Origin of the sequence: Aquabacter sediminis, assembly GCF_028863665.1 — a bacterium.
Lineage (GTDB): Bacteria > Pseudomonadota > Alphaproteobacteria > Rhizobiales > Xanthobacteraceae > L1I39.
This window is the reverse complement of the sequence record NZ_JARBFX010000006.1, coordinates 261,089-277,030: the sequence shown is the minus strand read 5'-3', so window position 1 is coordinate 277,030 and position 15,942 is coordinate 261,089. Positions and strand designations below refer to the sequence as shown.

The following is a 15,942-nucleotide window of genomic DNA, read 5'->3' as shown; positions in this document are numbered from 1 at the left end:
AGCCTAGCTGGATGGGAGGATCCCGCCGGCGTCGTCGGGTGACAAGAGAACGGGTATCCAAGTGGCTGAAAGCCTGAGAGAAATCCGCCTGTTCGTGGCCGCCTATGAGGAGCGGTCGTTCACGGCGGCCGCCAATCGCGAACACGGCACCCAATCCGGCGTCTCGCAGCATATTCGCAAGCTGGAAGAACGGTTTGGCGTGCGGCTGTTCTCGCGCGACAAGGGGCGCGTCACGCCCACTCCGGCGGGGGATGCCTATTACAGCCGCTGTGTGGAGATGTTGCGCCTCCACGAGGCGACCCACCAGACCATGCTGATGTTCGGGTCTGGCGTCTCCGGCGACATTGCGGTGGGGCTGATGCCCACCATGACGCGGGTCACGCTCGCCCCCGCCATGCGGCGGTTCATCGCCGCCTATCCCAATGTGTCGGTGCGGGTGGTGGAGGCCTTCAGCCCGATCCTCACCCAAGCGGTGCTGAATGGCGAGCTGGACTTCGCCATCGTGCCGTCCATTCCCGGCCGTCCGGGCTTGAAATCACAGCACTTTTTGACGACCCACGAGACGCTGGTGAGCCGCCTGGAGCCCGCCCGCCACCTCAAGCCCGTGCGGCTGCGGACGCTCGGGCCGTTGAAGCTGGTCCTGCCCTCCGTCGCCAACACCCGCCGCACCCTGATCGAGACCTATATTGCCTCGAACAGCGTGCAGGTGGAGCGGATGCTGGAGATGGATTCCATGATGGGCACGCTGGATTTCGTCGCCACATCCGACTGGCGGACCGTGGTCCCCGCCATCATGCTGGCGGCGGACATCGACCGGCTGCCTTTATCGGTGCAGCCGATTGTCGATCCGGTTCAACCACTTGACCTCGTCCTCATCGAGCCGTCGAGCCGCGTCATCGTGCCCCCCGCCGCTGCCTTCCTGGAGCTTCTGCGGGAAGAGGCGGTGCGGCTCAACCGGTTCTGGACCGGCTATTTCGAGGACGAGGCGCCCGCCGCCTGAGGGCCCCCGGTTCAGCCGCCGTGCAGCCGGCGGAAGCCGCCGCGGTGATAGACGAGGGGGGCATGCCCACGATCTTGTAGGGCGGTGACTTCGCCGACATAGATCTCGTGGTCCCCGCCCGGATAGCGGGCATAGACCCGGCATTCCATATGGGCCGCGGTGTCCGCCAGGACGGGCGCGCCATTGAGGCCGGGGGCATGGTCCACGTCGGCGAACTTGTTCTCGGCGGGAGTGGCGAAACGGCGGCCCAGGGCTTCCTGGTGCTCGGCCAAGATGTTGATATTGAAGACATTGCTGGCCTGGAAGGCCGGCAGGCTTGGGGCTTTCAGCGCCAGGCTCCACAGGATGAGCGGCGGGTCCAGCGACACCGAGTTGAAGGAATTGATGGTCAGCCCCACCGGGCGCCCGCCGCTCCCATTGGTGGTCACCACCACCACGCCGGTCGCGAAAGCCCCGAGGACGTCGCGGAAATGGCGCGGAAGAATGGGGTTCAAGGTTTCCAGGTCGGACATTTCGGCTGTTGTTCCTCAGCGGCCTCACATGAAGGCACCTTGAGGGCATCGGGCCATGATTTCAAATTATGATCTTTAATTTCGCCCATCATGGGGGCTGATCCGCCGGGGCAGGGCGCCCCGGCGGAGGGAACGTCAGGCGGCGAGGCCGCAATCCTTCGGCGTGGGCGCCGTGCGGGCGAGGCCGTCGAAAGCGTTGAGCATCCGCTCACGCCAGGCATGGACGGGATCGGCCTCTTCCAGCACCTCCAGGTCGGAGACGCAGCGGATCCACATGAAGACGCCGAAGGCGGCATAGTCGCCATAGGCATGGGTGTCGCCGCACACGAAGGGCTGGTGCTGGAGCATGGCGCGCAGGGGCGTGAGGGTCTGGCGGAAGGCGGCGACGCGCGCGTCCACATCGCCGGCCACCTCTTCCAGGGCCTTACCGAACCGCTTCTCGCGGGAGGTGCGGAAATAGTCCCGGTCCTCCTGCGCGATGCGGCCAAAGATGGTCAGCATCAGGGCCGGGGCGATGGTGGCCATGGGGCCGGTATCGGCCCAGCTGTTGACGAAGCGGGCCATGCCGCGACCCACCTCGCCGCCGAATAAGGCGGGGCGATCGGGATAGCGGTCTTCCAGGTAACAGGCGATGCGGAAGGAATCGCTCACCGCCTCGCCCTGGTCCACCAGCACCGGCACGGCGCCCTGGCCGGAAAAGGCGATCTCCTCTTTCTGCGTGAAGCGCCACGGCACGCCGTCCACGTCGAGCCCCTTATGGGCCAGCGCCAGGCGCACCTTCCAGCAATGGGGGCTGAAGCGCAGGCGCGGGTCGGCGCCGGCCAGTTCGTAGAGGGTGAGGGGAGCCTTGACGGTCATGCGGCGCCTCCGGCGGGGAGTTGGGCGGTCTGGTTGAAGAGGAGGCTGCGGGAGGCCTCGCTCACGGTCGGCACGGTATTGATGGAGGCGGCGATTTCATAGGTCTTGACCACCGAGGGGCGGGCGGAAATGGCCTCGAACCAGCGCTTCACGTTGGGGAAATCGTCCAGGTTCTGGCCGTGCCGGGAATGGGAACGCACCCAGGGATAGGCAGCGATGTCGGCGATGGAGAAGTCGCCGCCCATATAGTCCGCCACCGCCAGCCGGCGGTCGAGCACGCCATAGAGGCGGTTGGATTCCTTCACATAGCGCTGGGCGGCGTAGGGCACGTGCTCGGGCGCATAATGCAGGAAGTGATGGGCCTGCCCGGCCATGGGGCCAAGGCCCGCCATCTGCCAGTAGAGCCATTCCAGGGTCTGGAAGCGGGCGCGGGGCGGCTTGGGCAGCAGCTTGCCCGTCTTGTCGGCGAGATATTCCAGGATGGCGCCGGATTCGAACACCGAGAGCGGGCCTGCCCCGTCTTGCGGCGCATGGTCGATGATGGCGGGGATGCGGTTGTTGGGGCTCACCGCCAGGAAGTCCGGCTTGAACTGGTCGCCGGTGGAGATGTTGACCGGGGTGATCTTGTAGTCGAGGCCCAGTTCCTCCAGCGCGATGACGATCTTATGGCCGTTGGGCGTGGTCCAGTAGAGAAGTTCGATCATGCCGTCCTCCCAGAGCGGGCGTCGGGCCTTCGGGAGGCGGGTGGCCGGCCTCTTGGAAGGTCCCTTGCCCCATGGCATGCTTGACATGAGTGTCAAGTTTGACGCTTGTGTCAAGAATGAAGTGCCGACCGGAAAGGCGGACGCGCGAGGTATGGCGATGGCCGGTGTGCGGCGGTTCGAGGAGGACGAGGTGCTGGCGCGGGCCGAGGCGGTGTTCCGCCGCAAGGGCTTCGAGGCCACCTCCATGTGCGACCTCGCGCAGGCCACCGGCGTTCAACGGGGCAGCCTCTATAACGCCTATGGCGACAAGGAGGCCCTTTTCCTGCGCGCCTTCGATGCCTATGAGGCGCGCATTGTCGGTGCGGTGGCGTCCGCGCTCGCGGGCGCGCCGGGTGCCGCCGGCCTGGAGCGCCTATTCGAGACGCTGATCGCCAACATGACCTTCAACGATGCAGCGCGCGGCTGCCTCACCACCCGGCTGGCCGCCGAGGGGGATCTGGCGAGCCCCAAGGTGGCGACGCGGGTGCGCGACCTTCTCTCCCGCCTTGAGACCGCGATCGGCACCGCCCTGGACCGGCCGGAGGCCCGTGCCGGCCTCGCCTTGCCGCCGCCCGAAGCGGCGCGCCTGATCGTGACCTTCACCCGGGGCCTTGCGGTGATGGAACGGGTCCACGGCGACCCCACCCGCCTGCGGGCGACAGCACGGGACCTGGCACGGCTGCTGTATCCGGCAGGGTGAGGGGGAGCGATCGGCCACCGGACGGGCGATCCAGGCCGCAGCGCCCTTTACGGTCATGCCTGGGCTTGTCCCGGGCATCCACGTCCCTCCGCTCGTGCAACAATGGAAATGGGGTGCGCCCGGTCATGTCCCGTGGATGGCCGGGACAAGCCCGGCCATGACAGATGGAGAGGGTGCGTCGGGCCTTACGTGATGGCGCAAGTGACGGGAGAGAAACGACAAACGGCTCGCATCCCATTCAAGGACACGCGCCGCGACTTATCCCTCCCGAGCCCCCCTCACCGCACCTGCACCAGCGCCCGCGCGAAAAAGTCCGGGCCGCCGAAATTGCCGGACTTCAAGGCGAGGCGCAGGGGCTTGGGCGCGCCGAGGCTCGCCAGAACGGGCACGCCGGCGGCGATTTCCGGGCCCACCTGGAAAGCGGGGATGCCGAGGCGGTCCACCACCGCGCCGGAGGTCTCGCCTCCTGCCACGATGAGGCGATGGACGCCCGAGGCCACCAGGCGCTCGGCCAAGGTGGCGCAGGCCTGCTCGATGGCGTGGCCGGCGGCCTCCCGCCCGAACCGGGCCTGGAGCGCACGCACCCCTTCCGGCGTGTCGCTGGCTGCGATCACCACCGGGCCCGGCGCCATTCGCGCCCTGGCCCAGTCCAGGGCGTCTTCCAGCGCGGCGTCCGCATCGGTGACGAGGCGGGTGCCGTCGAGCCGCAGGACGGGCATGGTGCGCTCCGCTACCCGCAACTGCTCCAGCGTGGCGGCGGAGCAACTGCCCGCCAGGATGGCCGCCGGCCCGCCCACAGGCGCGAAAGGCGCGGCGCCCGCGCGGGGCGCCGCCGCGCCGGAGGCCACCAAGGCGCGGGCCAAGCCGAGGCCGAGGCCCGAGGCGCCGGTGGAGAGCTTGTGCGCCAGGGCGGCGCGGCCGAGCGTCTCCAGGTGCCGCTCGAACACCGCATCGGCGATCACGGCGCCCATGCCGGCGGCGGCGAGGGACGCGAGCCGCTCGGCCACCGCCCCGTCGCCGGCTTCCACCACCGAAAGCGGCAAATGCCCCACCGGATGAGCGGACTGGCGGGCGAGCACCCGCCGCAGGTCGGAATCCCGCATGGGGTTCAGCGGATGGTCCTTCAGCGGGCTTTCATTCAGGGGCAGGTCGCCCACGAAGAGATGGCCCTGATAGACCGTGCGCAGCGTCTCGGGAAAGGCAGGCGTGACGAGGGCCAGCGGCGCGCCTGCATCGGTGCGCAAGGCGTCGGTGACGGGGCCGATATTGCCGGCATCGGTGGAATCGAAGGTGGAGCAGATCTTGAACAGGATGTGCCCGACGCCGCGCGCCTCCAGCCAGTCGCGGGCGGTGCGGGCCAGCTTCACCGCTTCGGCGGCGGGAATGGAGCGGCTTTTCAGGGCCACCACCACCGCATCCACCTCGGGCAAGGCGAGGTTGTCGGGGGGCAGGCCGATGGTCTGCACGGTGCGCAGGCCCGCGCGAGTGAAGGTGTTGGCGAGGTCCGAGGCGCCGGTATAGTCGTCGGCGATGGCGGCGAGCGGCAGGGCCATGGCTCAGGCCTTTTCGGTCTGGGAGGCCGGCAGGGTGGTGCCGGAGAGCTGGGCATAGAGCCGGGCGAGGGAGGAATCATCGTCCCGCCCCATGCCGGCGCCGGAGGCGGCCAGGTACATCTGCAAGGCGGCGGCGGCCAGCGGCACGGGATAGCGGGCCGAGCGCGCCATGTCCTGGATGATGCCGAGATCCTTGACGAAGATTTCCACCGCGCTCAGGGGCTTGTAATCCCCCGCCAGGACGTGGGGCATGCGGTTCTCGAACATCCAGGAATTGCCGGCCGAGGCGGTGATGACCTCATAGACCTTGGCGAGGTCGAGATTCTGTTTGGCTGCGAAGGTCATGGCTTCGCAGGCGGCGGCGATGTGCACGCCGGCCAGCAATTGGTTGATCATCTTGAAGGCGGCACCCGTGCCGGCCGCGTCTCCCAGCTCATAGACCTTGGCGGCCATGGCATCGAGCGCCGGGCGGGCCTTGGAAAAGGCCTCCGGGCGGCCGGAGGCGAGCACGGTCAGTTCGCCCTTCGCCGCGCGGGCGGCGCCGCCGGAAATGGGGGCGTCCAGATAGAGCCGGCCGCGCGCTTCCAGCGCGGCGGCAAGGCGGCGGGCGACCTCCGGGTCCATGGTTGCGCTGGAGATGAAGACGGCGCCGTCCGGCATGGCATCGGCGACGCCGTCGGGCCCGAACAGCACCGCTTCGGTCTGGGCCGCGTTCACCACCACGCTCACCACCACGTCCGCGCCGCGCACGGCCTCCGCCGGGCTTCCGGCGGCGGAACCACTCTCGGCCTGAAGCCGCGCCATGGGCCCGGGTGCCACGTCGAAGCCGGAGACGGCAAAGCCCGCGCGCAGGAGCGAGGCGGCCATGCCATAGCCCATGGAGCCGAGGCCGATGACAGCGGCGCGCGGGGCGCCTGGCGAAGCGGGATGAGACGAGGCGGACATGACAGGCTCCGGGCGCAATCCTCCCGGCGGCCGCCTGCGCCGGGGCGCGCCGCCCTTTTTGCCGGTGCGCTCTTTTCGGCGCGGGACGGTGGGGCCGGCCGGCATCGGAGCGTCGGGAAGACAGCTATAGAAGGCGTTGGCAGCGCTGCCAACGGATTTTTGGCAGCGCTGCCAATTTGCTTGCGGCGGCGCCCTCCGGCATGGAAGATGGCGCGGTTGGGAGGATCAGGCGGTGTCGGAACAGGGGCCGGGACGGGTGCGGGAGGCGGTCACCCTCGCCCATGTGGCTGAAAGAGCCGGGGTGGGCGAGAGCACCGTCTCGCGCGTGCTGCGCGGCGAGGGGGCGGTCTCCGAGAAGACCCGCGCCCGCGTGCGCGCCGCCGTGCGGGAGCTGGGCTATGTGCCCAACCGCATCGCCGGGACACTGGCCTCGGCGGGCTCGAAGCTGGTGGGCATCGTGGTGCCCTCTCTCGCCAATGTGGTGTTCGCCGACCTCCTGCGCGGGGCCAGCGGTGCGCTGGAGGAGGAGGGCTTCCAGCCGGTGATCGCGGTCAGCGAATATGATGCCGATCGCGAAGCCGCCCATGTGGCGGGCATGCTGGCCTGGCGGCCGGCCGCCCTCATGCTGGCGGGGCTGGAGCATGCGGACGAGACGCGGGTTCTGCTGGCGGGCGGTTCGGCGCGGGTGGTGGAGGTGCTCGACACAGACGGCGAGGGCATGGACATCGTGGTGGGCTTTTCCAACGCTGCCGCCGGCCATGCCAGCGCCCGCCACCTGCTGGCGCGGGGCTACCGGCGATTCGGCTATGTGGGCCACGATCTGGTGCGCGACACCCGCGCCGCCAAGCGCCTGAAGGGCTTCGAGGCGGCGCTCGCCGAGGCCGGCGTGGCGCCGCCGGAGCGCGAGGTCTTCTCCGCGCCCTCTTCCGTGGAGCTCGGGCGCGACGGGCTGGAGCGGCTGCTGGCGCGGGCACGGGGGCTGGAGGCGGTGTACTTCTCCAATGACGACATGGCGCTGGGCGCCTACTTCCTGTGCCTGTCCAGGGGCGTGGCGGTGCCGGAGCGGCTCGCTCTGTTCGGCTATAACGGGCTCGACGTGGCGCGGCTGACCCCGCAGCCGCTCGCCACCCTGCGCACCCCCCGCGTGGCGGTGGGGGCCATCGCCGCCCGTCTCATAGGCGCCGGGGCGCCGGCGCAGAAGGTGGATGTGGGATTTGAACTGGTGCCCGGCGCCACCGCCTGAGGCCAAAAGAAACGGGAGACACGCATGAGCGAGGCGCGGCTGCGGGAGGAGATCTGCCGGTTCGCCCGGTCGCTGTTCGAGCGCGGGCTCACCCCGGGCTCGTCCGGCAACATTTCGCTGCGGCTGGAGGATGGCGGCTGGCTGGTGACGCCCACCAATGCCTCGCTGGGCTTCCTCGATCCCGCCCGGCTCTCGCGGCTCGACGCCACTGGCCGCCTGCTGGAGGGCGATGCGCCCACCAAGGAAATCCCGCTCCACACCGCGCTCTATGACACCCGCTCCGGCGCGCGGGCGGTGGTGCATTTGCATTCCACCCATGCGGTGGCGCTCTCGCTTTTGCCGGAGATCGACCCCAAGGCCGCTCTGCCGCCGCTCACGCCCTATTATCTCATGCGTGCCGGCCGCACGGCGCTCTTGCCCTATTACCGGCCCGGCGACCCGGCGGTGGCGGGGGCCATAAGGGGGTTGGCGGGGCGCTATTCCTCGGTGCTCTTGGCCAATCACGGGCCGGTGGTGGCGGGCGATACGCTGGAGGCGGCGGTGTTCGCCATGGAGGAGCTGGAGGAGACGGCCAAGCTCTATCTCCTGCTGCGCGGCCTCAATCCCCGCCACCTCTCGCCGGAGCAGGTGGCTGACCTGGTGAAGACCTTCGGCCTCACCTTGCCGGAGGCAGATGACCATGACGGTCACGATCATCACGACCACGACCATTAGCGCGGGCTGAAGGGGGCGGTGCGCCCGCCCCCCGATGCGCTCACGCCGGCGGGGTGGCGCCCGTCTGGCCGAGGCAGCCGATGGCGGCGATCGCGGCCAGCGCGCAGATCTCGTCATTGTCCGAGGTGTCGCCGGAAATGCCCACCGCGCCCATCAGCTTGCCGTCCTTCCAGATCAGCACGCCGCCGGGCACCGGCACCACGCGCCCGCCGCTGGCGGCCATGAGGGCATTGGCGAAGTGCGGCACCTTGGCGGCCCGCTCGCCCATCTCCCGCGAGCCGAGCCCCATGCCGAGCGCGCCCCACGCCTTACCCATGGCGATCTCCGGCCGCATGATGCCCGAGCCGTCCTCGCGCTTCAGCGCCACCAGATGGCCGCCGGGATCGAGCACCGCGACGGTGAGCGGGGCGAAATTCAGTTCCCGCCCGCGGGCGAGGGCGGCATCCACCAGGGCAACCGCCTGGGTCAGCGAAAGGGTCATGCAAAGGTCCTTGCGAGAGGAGGGACGGGGATGTGAGAGGGGAAGGGCAGCAGCGGCGCTGATGGCTCCCATTAGGGCCGAAGATGCGGCGCCGTCGCGCATTTGTTATCGCTCGATAAGTGTTGTCAGCCCCTTATGTGTCAATTATTTCGGAAGGGTACGACCGGCTCGCGTGCCCAATTCACGTACCTTGCGCATCGCTCGGCTTAAGGCTTGGTGCGGCCCGGTCAACAGCTTTCCGAACACCTTCATTCTAGCGCGAAAACAAACCGGAGGAACGCCATGTCGGATGCGGCGCCAAAGCCCGTTGTGGGGATCGTGGGCCTGGGGATCATGGGCATGGCCTATGCCCGCAACCTGCTTCAGTCCGGCTTTCCGGTGGTGGGCTTCGACGTGGCCCCCGCCGCGCTCGCGGCGCTGACCGAGGCCGGCGGCACGGTGGCGGCGACCCCGCGCGCCGTTGCCGAGGCCTCCGACACCATTCTCGTGGCGCTGGCCTCGGTGGAGGCGCTCCAGAGCGTGTGTGCCGGGCCGGACGGCATGATCCATTCCATCCGCCCCGATGCGGTGGTGGTGGAGATGAGCACTTTCCCGTTGAAGGCCAAGGACTATTGCCGCGACGTGTTCGCGCCCAAGGGCGTCCATGTGCTGGACTGCCCGGTGAGCGGCACGGGCGCCCAGGCGGCGGTGCGCGATCTCGTGCTCTATGCCTCCGGCGACGAGGCGGCGGCGACGCGCCTGCGCCCCGTCTTCGACGGCTTTGCCCGCAACACCCGCTATGTGGGTCCGTTCGGCGCCGGCACCAAGCTGAAGTTCGTGGCCAACCACCTGGTGACCATCCACAACCTCGCCACCGCCGAGGCGCTGCTGCTGGCCCAGTCGTCGGGCCTCGACCTGCACATGGTGTTCGACGCCATCCGCGACGGCGCCGGCAATTCGCGCATGTTCGAGGTGCGCGGCCCCCTCATGATCGAGGAGCGCTACGAGCCGGCCACCATGAAGATGGAGGTCTATATGAAAGACCTCGCCCTCATTTCCGATTTCGCCAAGGACGTAAAGGCGCCCATCCCGCTCATGGCGGCGGCGGTGCCCTTCTATGTGGCGGCGCTGGCCGCCGGGCGGAACCAGGAGGACACGGCGGCCCTGTTCGGCGTGCTCAAGGACATGTGCCGGAAGGACTGAGGATCGGCGTCCTATCGTCCCGGCGCGGGGCCTAAAGTCCGTTGCGCCGGGAAAGGACCGTCTTGTAGCCGGCGAAGAACACGTCCAGCGCCTGGGCGATCATGGCCGGCTTCTCCACATGGACGGGCGAGCGATACACATATTTGCGCACGCCATAATAGAAGATGCCCCCCTGGAGGTCCCAGGCGATCTCCAGGTCTTCGGGCGAGACCGTGGCGGGCACCGGCAGGCCGCATGCGTGGTGGAACTCTCGGATGATGCGGGTGAGGATGCGCTCCTCCACCAGCGCCAGATAGCGCTCATTGATGGGCACGCCCTTCAGGCCGGCGAAGAAATAGATCCGCATCCAGTGGGGGGTGAGGATGACGTCCGTATATTCCTCATAGAAGACCTGGAGCCGCTCGCGCAGCGGCCGGGTGCGGTCCTCCAGCAGGGCGTCCCAGGCGGGGCGCCACTGGTCGAGATAGACCACCTTGTAGATTTCCTGGATCAGCGCGTCCTTGTTGGGGAAGTAGCGGTAGAGCAGGGGCTGGGTGGTGCCCAGGTGTCGGGCCAGCTCCCGCGTGCCGCCGTCAAAGCCCACCTGCGCGAAATAGGCGATGGACTTTTCCAGGATGTCGCGCCGCCGGTCCTGCGCCGAGAGCCGATGCGTACGCGCGGCGCCGGCCGAGGCGGCAGCGCCGCCCGTGCCGGGCTCGCCCTGCAAGGTCGCCCGCTTGCGCTTGGCCTTCGCCGGCTGCGCCGTCTTGCCTGCCACCCTCGCCCCCTCCCGTGTGGCGCCCCGCCTGCCGTGCGGGGCGCTCATCCATAGAGCCGCTCTTTCCGCCGGTTTCAACCTGCGCGGGTCCGAGCCTTCGGTGACCGAACCGCGCAGATGCCCCGGCGAGGGCCTTGCGCTCATCCTAGCATCATGTATTTATCGATCGATAACAAATTTCGGAGGATGCCATGAAGGTCAATCGCGCCGCCATTTATGAAGCCGCCGAGAAGCTCTCCAACTGGGGCCGCTGGGGCGCGGACGACCAGATCGGCACGCTGAACAACGTCTCGCCCGAGGACGTGGTCAATGCCGGCAAGCTCATCCGCAAGGGCAAGACGTTCGCGCTCGGCCTGTCGCTGAAGGAGCCCATCCAGTCCGGCCTGTTCGGCGGCCGGTGGAACCCCATCCACACCATGCTGGCCACCGGCACGGACGCCGCCGCCGGCAACCAGGACACGCCCGCGCCGTACCTGCGCTATGCGGACGACGCCATCAACATGCCCTGCCAGGCCTCCACCCAGTGGGACGCGCTCTGCCACATCTTCCTCGATGACAAGATGTACAATGGCTATGACGCCCGCCTCGTGGATGCCCGTGGCGCCAAGAAGCTCGGCATCGAGCATGTGCGCGACAAGATGGTGGGCCGGGGCGTGCTCCTGGACGTGGCCCGCTTCAAGGGCGTGGACAGCCTGGACGATGGCTATGCCATCACCATCGCGGATCTCAAGGACACCGCCGCCGCCCAGAAGGTGGAGATCCGCAAGGGCGATTTCGTCATCGTGCGCACCGGCCACCAGGAGCGCTGCCTCGCCAAGGGCGACTGGTCGGGCTATGCGGGCGGCGCCGCGCCGGGCTTTGCGTTCGAGACCTGCTACTGGATCCGCGAGACCGACATCGCCGCCATCTGCTCGGACACCTGGGGCTGCGAGGTGCGTCCCAACGAGACGGACGAGGCCAACCAGCCCTGGCACTGGGTGGTCATTCCCGCCATCGGCATCTCCATGGGCGAGATCTTCTATGTGAAGGACCTGGCCGCCGATTGCGCCGCCGACGGCGTCTATGAGTTCTTTTTCTGCGCCCCGCCCATGCACTTGCCGGGCGGCGCCGGTTCGCCCATCAATCCCCAGGCCATCAAGTAGGGCCGGCGAAACGCCCGGCAGGAGGACGCCAGCATGGCTGAATTTCTCAAGCGCGGCCGCGATGCCGCCGCGCGCGCGGACGACCAGGCGAAGGTGCGCGCGACGGTGGAGGGCATCCTCGCCGACATCGAGGCGCGGGGCGATGCCGCCGTGCGCGAGCTGTCCGTAAAGTTCGACGGCTGGGACAGGGAGGATTTCCGCCTGTCCGACGCCGAGATCGAGGCGTGCCTTGCTCAGCTCACCGCGCGCGATCTCGACGACATCCGCTTCGCCCAGACGCAGGTGCGCAATTTCGCCCAGCGCCAGCGCGAGTCCATGGTGGACATCGAGGTGGAGACGCTGCCGGGCGTGGTGCTCGGGCACAAGAACATCCCGGTTAATTCGGTCGGCTGCTACGTGCCCGGCGGCAAATATCCGCTGCTCGCCTCCGCCCATATGTCGGTCATCACCGCCAAGGTGGCGGGGGTGAAGCGCATCATCACCTGCGCGCCGCCCTATCAGGGCAAGCCGGCCCCCGCCATCGTCGCCGCCCAGCATCTGGCGGGCGCGGACGAGATCTATTGCCTCGGCGGCATCCAGGCGGTGGGTGCCATGGCGCTGGGCACCGCCTCCATCGCCCCGGTGGACATGCTGGTGGGCCCGGGCAACGCCTTCGTGGCGGAGGCCAAGCGCCAGCTTTATGGCCGCGTGGGCATCGACCTCTTCGCCGGCCCCACCGAGACTCTGGTGATCGCCGACGAGAGCGTGGACGCCGAAATGTGCGCCACCGATCTCCTCGGCCAGGCCGAGCACGGGGCCAATTCCCCGGCCATCCTGCTCACCAATTCGCGAAAGCTCGCGCAGGAGACCATGGCCGAGGTGGAGCGCCTCCTCGCCATCCTCCCCACCGGCGAGACCGCCGCCAAGGCGTGGGCGGATTATGGCGAGGTGATCGTCTGCGACAGCTATGAGGAAATGGTGGCGGAAGCCGACCGCATCGCTTCCGAGCATGTGCAGGTGATGACGGTGGACCCGGACTATTTCCTGCGCAACATGACCAATTACGGCGCGCTCTTCCTGGGTCCGCGCACCAATGTGGCCTATGGCGACAAGGTGATCGGTACCAACCACACGCTGCCGACCTTGAAGTCGGCCCGCTATACGGGTGGCTTGTGGGTGGGCAAGTTCCTGAAGACCTGCACCTACCAGCGCGTGCTCACCGACGAGGCCTCGGCCATGATCGGCGAATATTGCTCGCGCCTGTGCATGCTTGAAGGCTTTGCCGGCCATGCGGAGCAGGCCAATGTGCGCGTGCGGCGCTATGGCGGGCGCAACGTGCCCTACGCCTCGGCGGCCGAATAGGCCTGACACCCGCGCGGCCTCCCCGCGCGGGTTTCTCATCCCGGATCGGCTTCAATCGCCCCGCCCGATCCCGTAAGGGGTTGGGCGCATTTCGATTCCCGCGCCTGGCCGCCGCCCGGCGCGGTCCCCCCTTTTCAGGAGACTGGCATGGACCTGCCCAGGAAGCCCACCTTCGACCTGTCCGGCAAGCGCGCGCTGGTGACCGGCGCGGGGCGCGGCATCGGTCTTGCTGCCTCGGCGGTGCTGGCCGATGCGGGTGCTGACGTGACCCTCGTCGCCCGCTCCGCCGGCGAGATCGAGGAGGCCGCCGCCGCCATCCGCGCCCGTGGCCAGACCGCGACCGCCTTGGCGCTGGACGTGACCGACGTGGCGCGCGTGCGCGAGGTGATCGGCGCGGCCGGCCCGTTCGACGTGCTCTTCAACAATGCCGGCGCCAACCGGCCGGCCTCCTTCCTGGACGTGACGGAGGAGGATTACGACGCGGTCGTCGACCTTAATGTCCGCGCCGCCTTCTTCGTCGCCCAGGTGGTGGCGCGGGGCATGGTGGATGCGGGGCGGGGCGGCTCCATCATCCACACCTCCTCGCAGATGGGGCAGGTGGGCGGGGCGCGGCGCTCGGTCTATTGCTCCACCAAATGGGCCATCGAGGGGCTCACCAAGGCCATGGCGGTGGATCTGGCCCCCCACCAGGTGCGGGTGAACGCCATCGCCCCCACCTTCATCGAGACGCCCATGACCCGCCCCTTCCTGGAGCAGCCCGGCTTCAAGGAAAGCGTGCTCACCAAGATCAAGCTGGGGCGGCTCGGGCAGGTGGAGGATCTCATGGGGGCGGTCCTGTTCCTGGCCAGCGATGCCTCTTCGCTGATGACCGGCTCCTCCGTGCTGGTGGATGGCGGCTGGACTGCCGACTGAGGCCCCTCGGGGCTTGCTCGCTCCCGCTGGGGCTTGCACCCGAGGGCGGGACAGGGAAGACTGGTCGCGGACGCCTCGTCATCATGGCGGCGTCCGCACAAGACGGCACGCGGAACCCCGGCAAAGACCGGCGGGCCGCTGGGAGGTGCCAAGGGAGACAAGGCCATGCAAAGGGCCGAGAGAGAGGCGATGCGCATCGCCATCCTGGCGCCCGCGCGCACCGGCGCGGCGCTGGCCTGCCGCCTGTCTGCGGCGGGGCACGAGGTGGTGCATTCCGACGATATTTGCGGCCGCGCCCGCGCCTCCGGCGCCTGCGAAATGGGCCTCTGCGCGCTGGCGAGCCGCTGCGATGCCGTCATCACGCGCCTGGAAGCCCATGCGGGCGTGCAGGCCTATGACGGTCCGTGCGGCCTGCTCTCCAGCCACCTGGACGGCAAGCTGGTGGTGGAAATGGGCGAGGTGCCCACCGGCCGCGCCTCCGACCGGGCGGCACGGGTGAAGGCCGCCGGCGGCGCCTTCGTCGAGTGCCAGGTGCTCGGCACGCTGGGCGAGATGAAGTCCGGCCGCATGCTGGGCTTTGCCGCCGGCAGCCGGGAGGATGTGGAAAAGGCCCGCCCCATCCTCGACCAGATCTGCGCCCGCATCGACTATCTGGGGGAAGCCGGCACCGCCACCGCCGCCCGCGCGCGCCTGTGCGCCCCGCTCATGTGCGTGTGAGGCAGCAAGGCCGCGTTCACCGCCCGTTGCGCAGTTCGCCTTCCACGAGGCGACGGAAATCGGCCATGCGCACCAGCTTGAACGGGCGGTAGGGGGTGAGCCACGCATCCACCGGGCCAAGCGCTGCGGGCGCAAGGGAAAGCCGCCATGTGCCGGGCGCATCGCCCTTGCGCTCCACTAGCCCCGCCTGAGCCAGGTGCGCCACTTGCTCGGTCAATTCCGCGCTGCCAAGATCGAGCGCGCGGCCAAGCTCCGCCTCCGCCCGGTCCCCGTCCCGCAGCAGGTCCATGAGCGCCCGCCGCACCGGATGGGCGAGGGCCTGAAAGACATCGTTCGTCTGTGCGGACCCGTCACCGGCCATGCCGCTTCTCCGCTCACCTCTGATGACCAGCATTATATCCACGCGGATATAGCGACCGCAAGCCGTCGGCCCACCGCAGAGCGCCGGTCGGAGAGGGGCACGGGGCATGTCCCGGTAAAGAGACTTCTCATTCCAATGGCTTGCCGGATCGCGCGGCAGCCGCACTGCGCCGCCATCCGTGCACAGGCGTTATGTGGTTCGCCTGCATTGCCTGGCGGGCGGCGGATGCTAGACTGCAGGACCGGCGCGCGGCGCGCGCCCGCTTTCCTCGTTTCCAGGCGGACCCATGGCGGCCTTGAGCGTACGCATCGATCTCGCGCCGGGCCAGCGCGTTGGACCCGGCAAGATCGAGCTTCTGGAGAAGATCGCGGCCTTCGGTTCCATCTCGGCCGCCGGCCGCTCCATGGACATGTCCTATCGCCGCGCCTGGGAACTGGTGGAGGACCTGAACGGCATGTTCGGCACGCCCGTGGTGACCGCGCAGACGGGTGGGCGGCGCGGTGGCGGGGCGGTGCTGACCCCCTTCGGCCTCTCCCTCATTGCCCGCTACCGCGCCATCGAGCATGCGGCGGCCGAAGCAGCGGCGCTCCATCTTCTCGCTTTGTCCAGGGAATTGGCGTCCCCCGCCGGGCCGGAAACCTGAGCGCCATTCCCCAGCGCCCTTCAGGATCCGGCGGCCCTTGGAAACCTTGGGTAACAAAGGGCTGAAATATCTTACAATTCTCTTTTTGCATTGCCGCGGAGCGGGCGGCACACAGGACCGGCCGCCGGTCAGGCAGCT

Annotated in this window: 18 protein-coding genes; 10 read left to right on the top strand and 8 right to left on the bottom strand. The window is 68.8% G+C overall.

What is annotated here, in order from left to right; all coding sequences use genetic code 11:
* The first annotated feature begins 61 nt into the window (after window positions 1–61).
* Window positions 62–1,000, top strand: a complete 939-nt coding sequence (locus tag PV781_RS14690; RefSeq protein ID WP_274776374.1) for a LysR family transcriptional regulator — start codon at window positions 62–64, stop codon at window positions 998–1,000.
* An 11-nt stretch (window positions 1,001–1,011) separates the two neighbouring features.
* Here PV781_RS14690 and PV781_RS14685 read toward each other — a convergent pair whose 3' ends face one another.
* The 3 genes from PV781_RS14685 to PV781_RS14675 form a co-directional block, all read right to left on the bottom strand.
* On the bottom strand, window positions 1,012–1,512 hold the full coding sequence (locus PV781_RS14685; protein ID WP_209100966.1) for a flavin reductase family protein: 501 nt from the start codon (window positions 1,510–1,512) through the stop codon (window positions 1,012–1,014).
* A gap of 135 nt (window positions 1,513–1,647) precedes the next feature.
* Window positions 1,648–2,370, bottom strand: a complete 723-nt coding sequence (locus tag PV781_RS14680; protein ID WP_274776373.1) for a glutathione S-transferase family protein — start codon at window positions 2,368–2,370, stop codon at window positions 1,648–1,650.
* Window positions 2,367–3,074, bottom strand: coding sequence for a glutathione binding-like protein (locus PV781_RS14675; protein WP_274776372.1), 708 nt, complete (start codon window positions 3,072–3,074; stop codon window positions 2,367–2,369). The genes PV781_RS14680 and PV781_RS14675 overlap by 4 nt, the downstream gene beginning before the upstream one ends.
* Before the next feature lie 151 nt (window positions 3,075–3,225).
* On the opposite strand from PV781_RS14675, the gene PV781_RS14670 reads away from it, so the two are divergent.
* Window positions 3,226–3,813 (top strand): TetR/AcrR family transcriptional regulator, encoded by a 588-nt coding sequence (locus PV781_RS14670; RefSeq protein ID WP_274776371.1) that lies wholly within the window; start codon window positions 3,226–3,228, stop codon window positions 3,811–3,813.
* 278 nt (window positions 3,814–4,091) lie between these two features.
* On the opposite strand, the gene otnK is transcribed toward PV781_RS14670, so the two are convergent.
* Together otnK and ltnD are read right to left on the bottom strand one after the other, a co-directional pair.
* Window positions 4,092–5,366, bottom strand: a complete 1,275-nt coding sequence (gene otnK, locus PV781_RS14665; RefSeq protein ID WP_274776370.1) for a 3-oxo-tetronate kinase — start codon at window positions 5,364–5,366, stop codon at window positions 4,092–4,094.
* Window positions 5,367–5,369: 3 nt separating this feature from the next.
* On the bottom strand, window positions 5,370–6,311 hold the full coding sequence (gene ltnD, locus PV781_RS14660) for an L-threonate dehydrogenase (protein ID WP_274776369.1): 942 nt from the start codon (window positions 6,309–6,311) through the stop codon (window positions 5,370–5,372).
* A 232-nt stretch (window positions 6,312–6,543) separates the two neighbouring features.
* On the opposite strand from ltnD, the gene PV781_RS14655 reads away from it, so the two are divergent.
* Both PV781_RS14655 and otnC read left to right on the top strand, forming a co-directional pair.
* Entirely contained in the window at window positions 6,544–7,554 is a 1,011-nt protein-coding gene (locus PV781_RS14655; protein ID WP_274776368.1) for a LacI family DNA-binding transcriptional regulator, read from the top strand.
* A gap of 24 nt (window positions 7,555–7,578) precedes the next feature.
* Complete coding sequence (gene otnC, locus PV781_RS14650; RefSeq protein WP_274776367.1) at window positions 7,579–8,268, top strand: 3-oxo-tetronate 4-phosphate decarboxylase; 690 nt, start codon at window positions 7,579–7,581, stop codon at window positions 8,266–8,268.
* Window positions 8,269–8,308: 40 nt separating this feature from the next.
* On the opposite strand, the gene PV781_RS14645 is transcribed toward otnC, so the two are convergent.
* Complete coding sequence (locus PV781_RS14645; protein ID WP_274776366.1) at window positions 8,309–8,749, bottom strand: GlcG/HbpS family heme-binding protein; 441 nt, start codon at window positions 8,747–8,749, stop codon at window positions 8,309–8,311.
* A 282-nt stretch (window positions 8,750–9,031) separates the two neighbouring features.
* Between PV781_RS14645 and PV781_RS14640 the strand changes: the two genes are divergently transcribed.
* Complete coding sequence (locus PV781_RS14640) at window positions 9,032–9,931, top strand: NAD(P)-dependent oxidoreductase (RefSeq protein ID WP_274776365.1); 900 nt, start codon at window positions 9,032–9,034, stop codon at window positions 9,929–9,931.
* A 31-nt stretch (window positions 9,932–9,962) separates the two neighbouring features.
* On the opposite strand, the gene PV781_RS14635 is transcribed toward PV781_RS14640, so the two are convergent.
* Entirely contained in the window at window positions 9,963–10,688 is a 726-nt protein-coding gene (locus PV781_RS14635) for a TetR/AcrR family transcriptional regulator (protein WP_274776364.1), read from the bottom strand.
* A gap of 191 nt (window positions 10,689–10,879) precedes the next feature.
* On the opposite strand from PV781_RS14635, the gene PV781_RS14630 reads away from it, so the two are divergent.
* The 4 genes from PV781_RS14630 to PV781_RS14615 all read left to right on the top strand — a co-directional run bounded on the left by PV781_RS14630 (window position 10,880) and on the right by PV781_RS14615 (window position 14,800).
* Window positions 10,880–11,830, top strand: coding sequence for a cyclase family protein (locus PV781_RS14630; protein ID WP_274776363.1), 951 nt, complete (start codon window positions 10,880–10,882; stop codon window positions 11,828–11,830).
* Window positions 11,831–11,863: 33 nt separating this feature from the next.
* A complete protein-coding gene (gene hisD, locus PV781_RS14625) occupies window positions 11,864–13,171 on the top strand; it encodes a histidinol dehydrogenase (RefSeq protein ID WP_274776362.1) in 1,308 nt (435 codons plus the stop codon).
* Window positions 13,172–13,318: 147 nt separating this feature from the next.
* Entirely contained in the window at window positions 13,319–14,083 is a 765-nt protein-coding gene (locus PV781_RS14620) for an SDR family NAD(P)-dependent oxidoreductase (protein ID WP_274776361.1), read from the top strand.
* A 189-nt stretch (window positions 14,084–14,272) separates the two neighbouring features.
* Complete coding sequence (locus PV781_RS14615; RefSeq protein WP_274776360.1) at window positions 14,273–14,800, top strand: NAD(P)-binding domain-containing protein; 528 nt, start codon at window positions 14,273–14,275, stop codon at window positions 14,798–14,800.
* Between the two features lie 16 nt (window positions 14,801–14,816).
* Here PV781_RS14615 and PV781_RS14610 read toward each other — a convergent pair whose 3' ends face one another.
* Entirely contained in the window at window positions 14,817–15,161 is a 345-nt protein-coding gene (locus PV781_RS14610) for an ArsR/SmtB family transcription factor (RefSeq protein ID WP_274776359.1), read from the bottom strand.
* Between the two features lie 286 nt (window positions 15,162–15,447).
* Here PV781_RS14610 and PV781_RS14605 point away from each other — a divergent pair, with 286 nt between their 5' ends.
* Window positions 15,448–15,804, top strand: coding sequence for a winged helix-turn-helix domain-containing protein (locus tag PV781_RS14605; protein ID WP_274776358.1), 357 nt, complete (start codon window positions 15,448–15,450; stop codon window positions 15,802–15,804).
* Window positions 15,805–15,942 lie beyond the last annotated feature (138 nt).

Coding starts and splice junctions, on each gene's coding strand:
- PV781_RS14685 (WP_209100966.1), bottom strand. CDS start 1,512: ATGTCCGACCTGGAAACCTTGAACCCCATTCTTCCGCGCCATTTCCGC.
- PV781_RS14680 (WP_274776373.1), bottom strand. CDS start 2,370: ATGACCGTCAAGGCTCCCCTCACCCTCTACGAACTGGCCGGCGCCGAC.
- PV781_RS14675 (WP_274776372.1), bottom strand. CDS start 3,074: ATGATCGAACTTCTCTACTGGACCACGCCCAACGGCCATAAGATCGTC.
- PV781_RS14670 (WP_274776371.1), top strand. CDS start 3,226: ATGGCGATGGCCGGTGTGCGGCGGTTCGAGGAGGACGAGGTGCTGGCG.
- otnK (WP_274776370.1), bottom strand. CDS start 5,366: ATGGCCCTGCCGCTCGCCGCCATCGCCGACGACTATACCGGCGCCTCG.
- ltnD (WP_274776369.1), bottom strand. CDS start 6,311: ATGTCCGCCTCGTCTCATCCCGCTTCGCCAGGCGCCCCGCGCGCCGCT.
- otnC (WP_274776367.1), top strand. CDS start 7,579: ATGAGCGAGGCGCGGCTGCGGGAGGAGATCTGCCGGTTCGCCCGGTCG.
- PV781_RS14645 (WP_274776366.1), bottom strand. CDS start 8,749: ATGACCCTTTCGCTGACCCAGGCGGTTGCCCTGGTGGATGCCGCCCTC.
- PV781_RS14640 (WP_274776365.1), top strand. CDS start 9,032: ATGTCGGATGCGGCGCCAAAGCCCGTTGTGGGGATCGTGGGCCTGGGG.
- PV781_RS14630 (WP_274776363.1), top strand. CDS start 10,880: ATGAAGGTCAATCGCGCCGCCATTTATGAAGCCGCCGAGAAGCTCTCC.
- hisD (WP_274776362.1), top strand. CDS start 11,864: ATGGCTGAATTTCTCAAGCGCGGCCGCGATGCCGCCGCGCGCGCGGAC.
- PV781_RS14620 (WP_274776361.1), top strand. CDS start 13,319: ATGGACCTGCCCAGGAAGCCCACCTTCGACCTGTCCGGCAAGCGCGCG.
- PV781_RS14615 (WP_274776360.1), top strand. CDS start 14,273: ATGCGCATCGCCATCCTGGCGCCCGCGCGCACCGGCGCGGCGCTGGCC.
- PV781_RS14610 (WP_274776359.1), bottom strand. CDS start 15,161: ATGGCCGGTGACGGGTCCGCACAGACGAACGATGTCTTTCAGGCCCTC.
- PV781_RS14605 (WP_274776358.1), top strand. CDS start 15,448: ATGGCGGCCTTGAGCGTACGCATCGATCTCGCGCCGGGCCAGCGCGTT.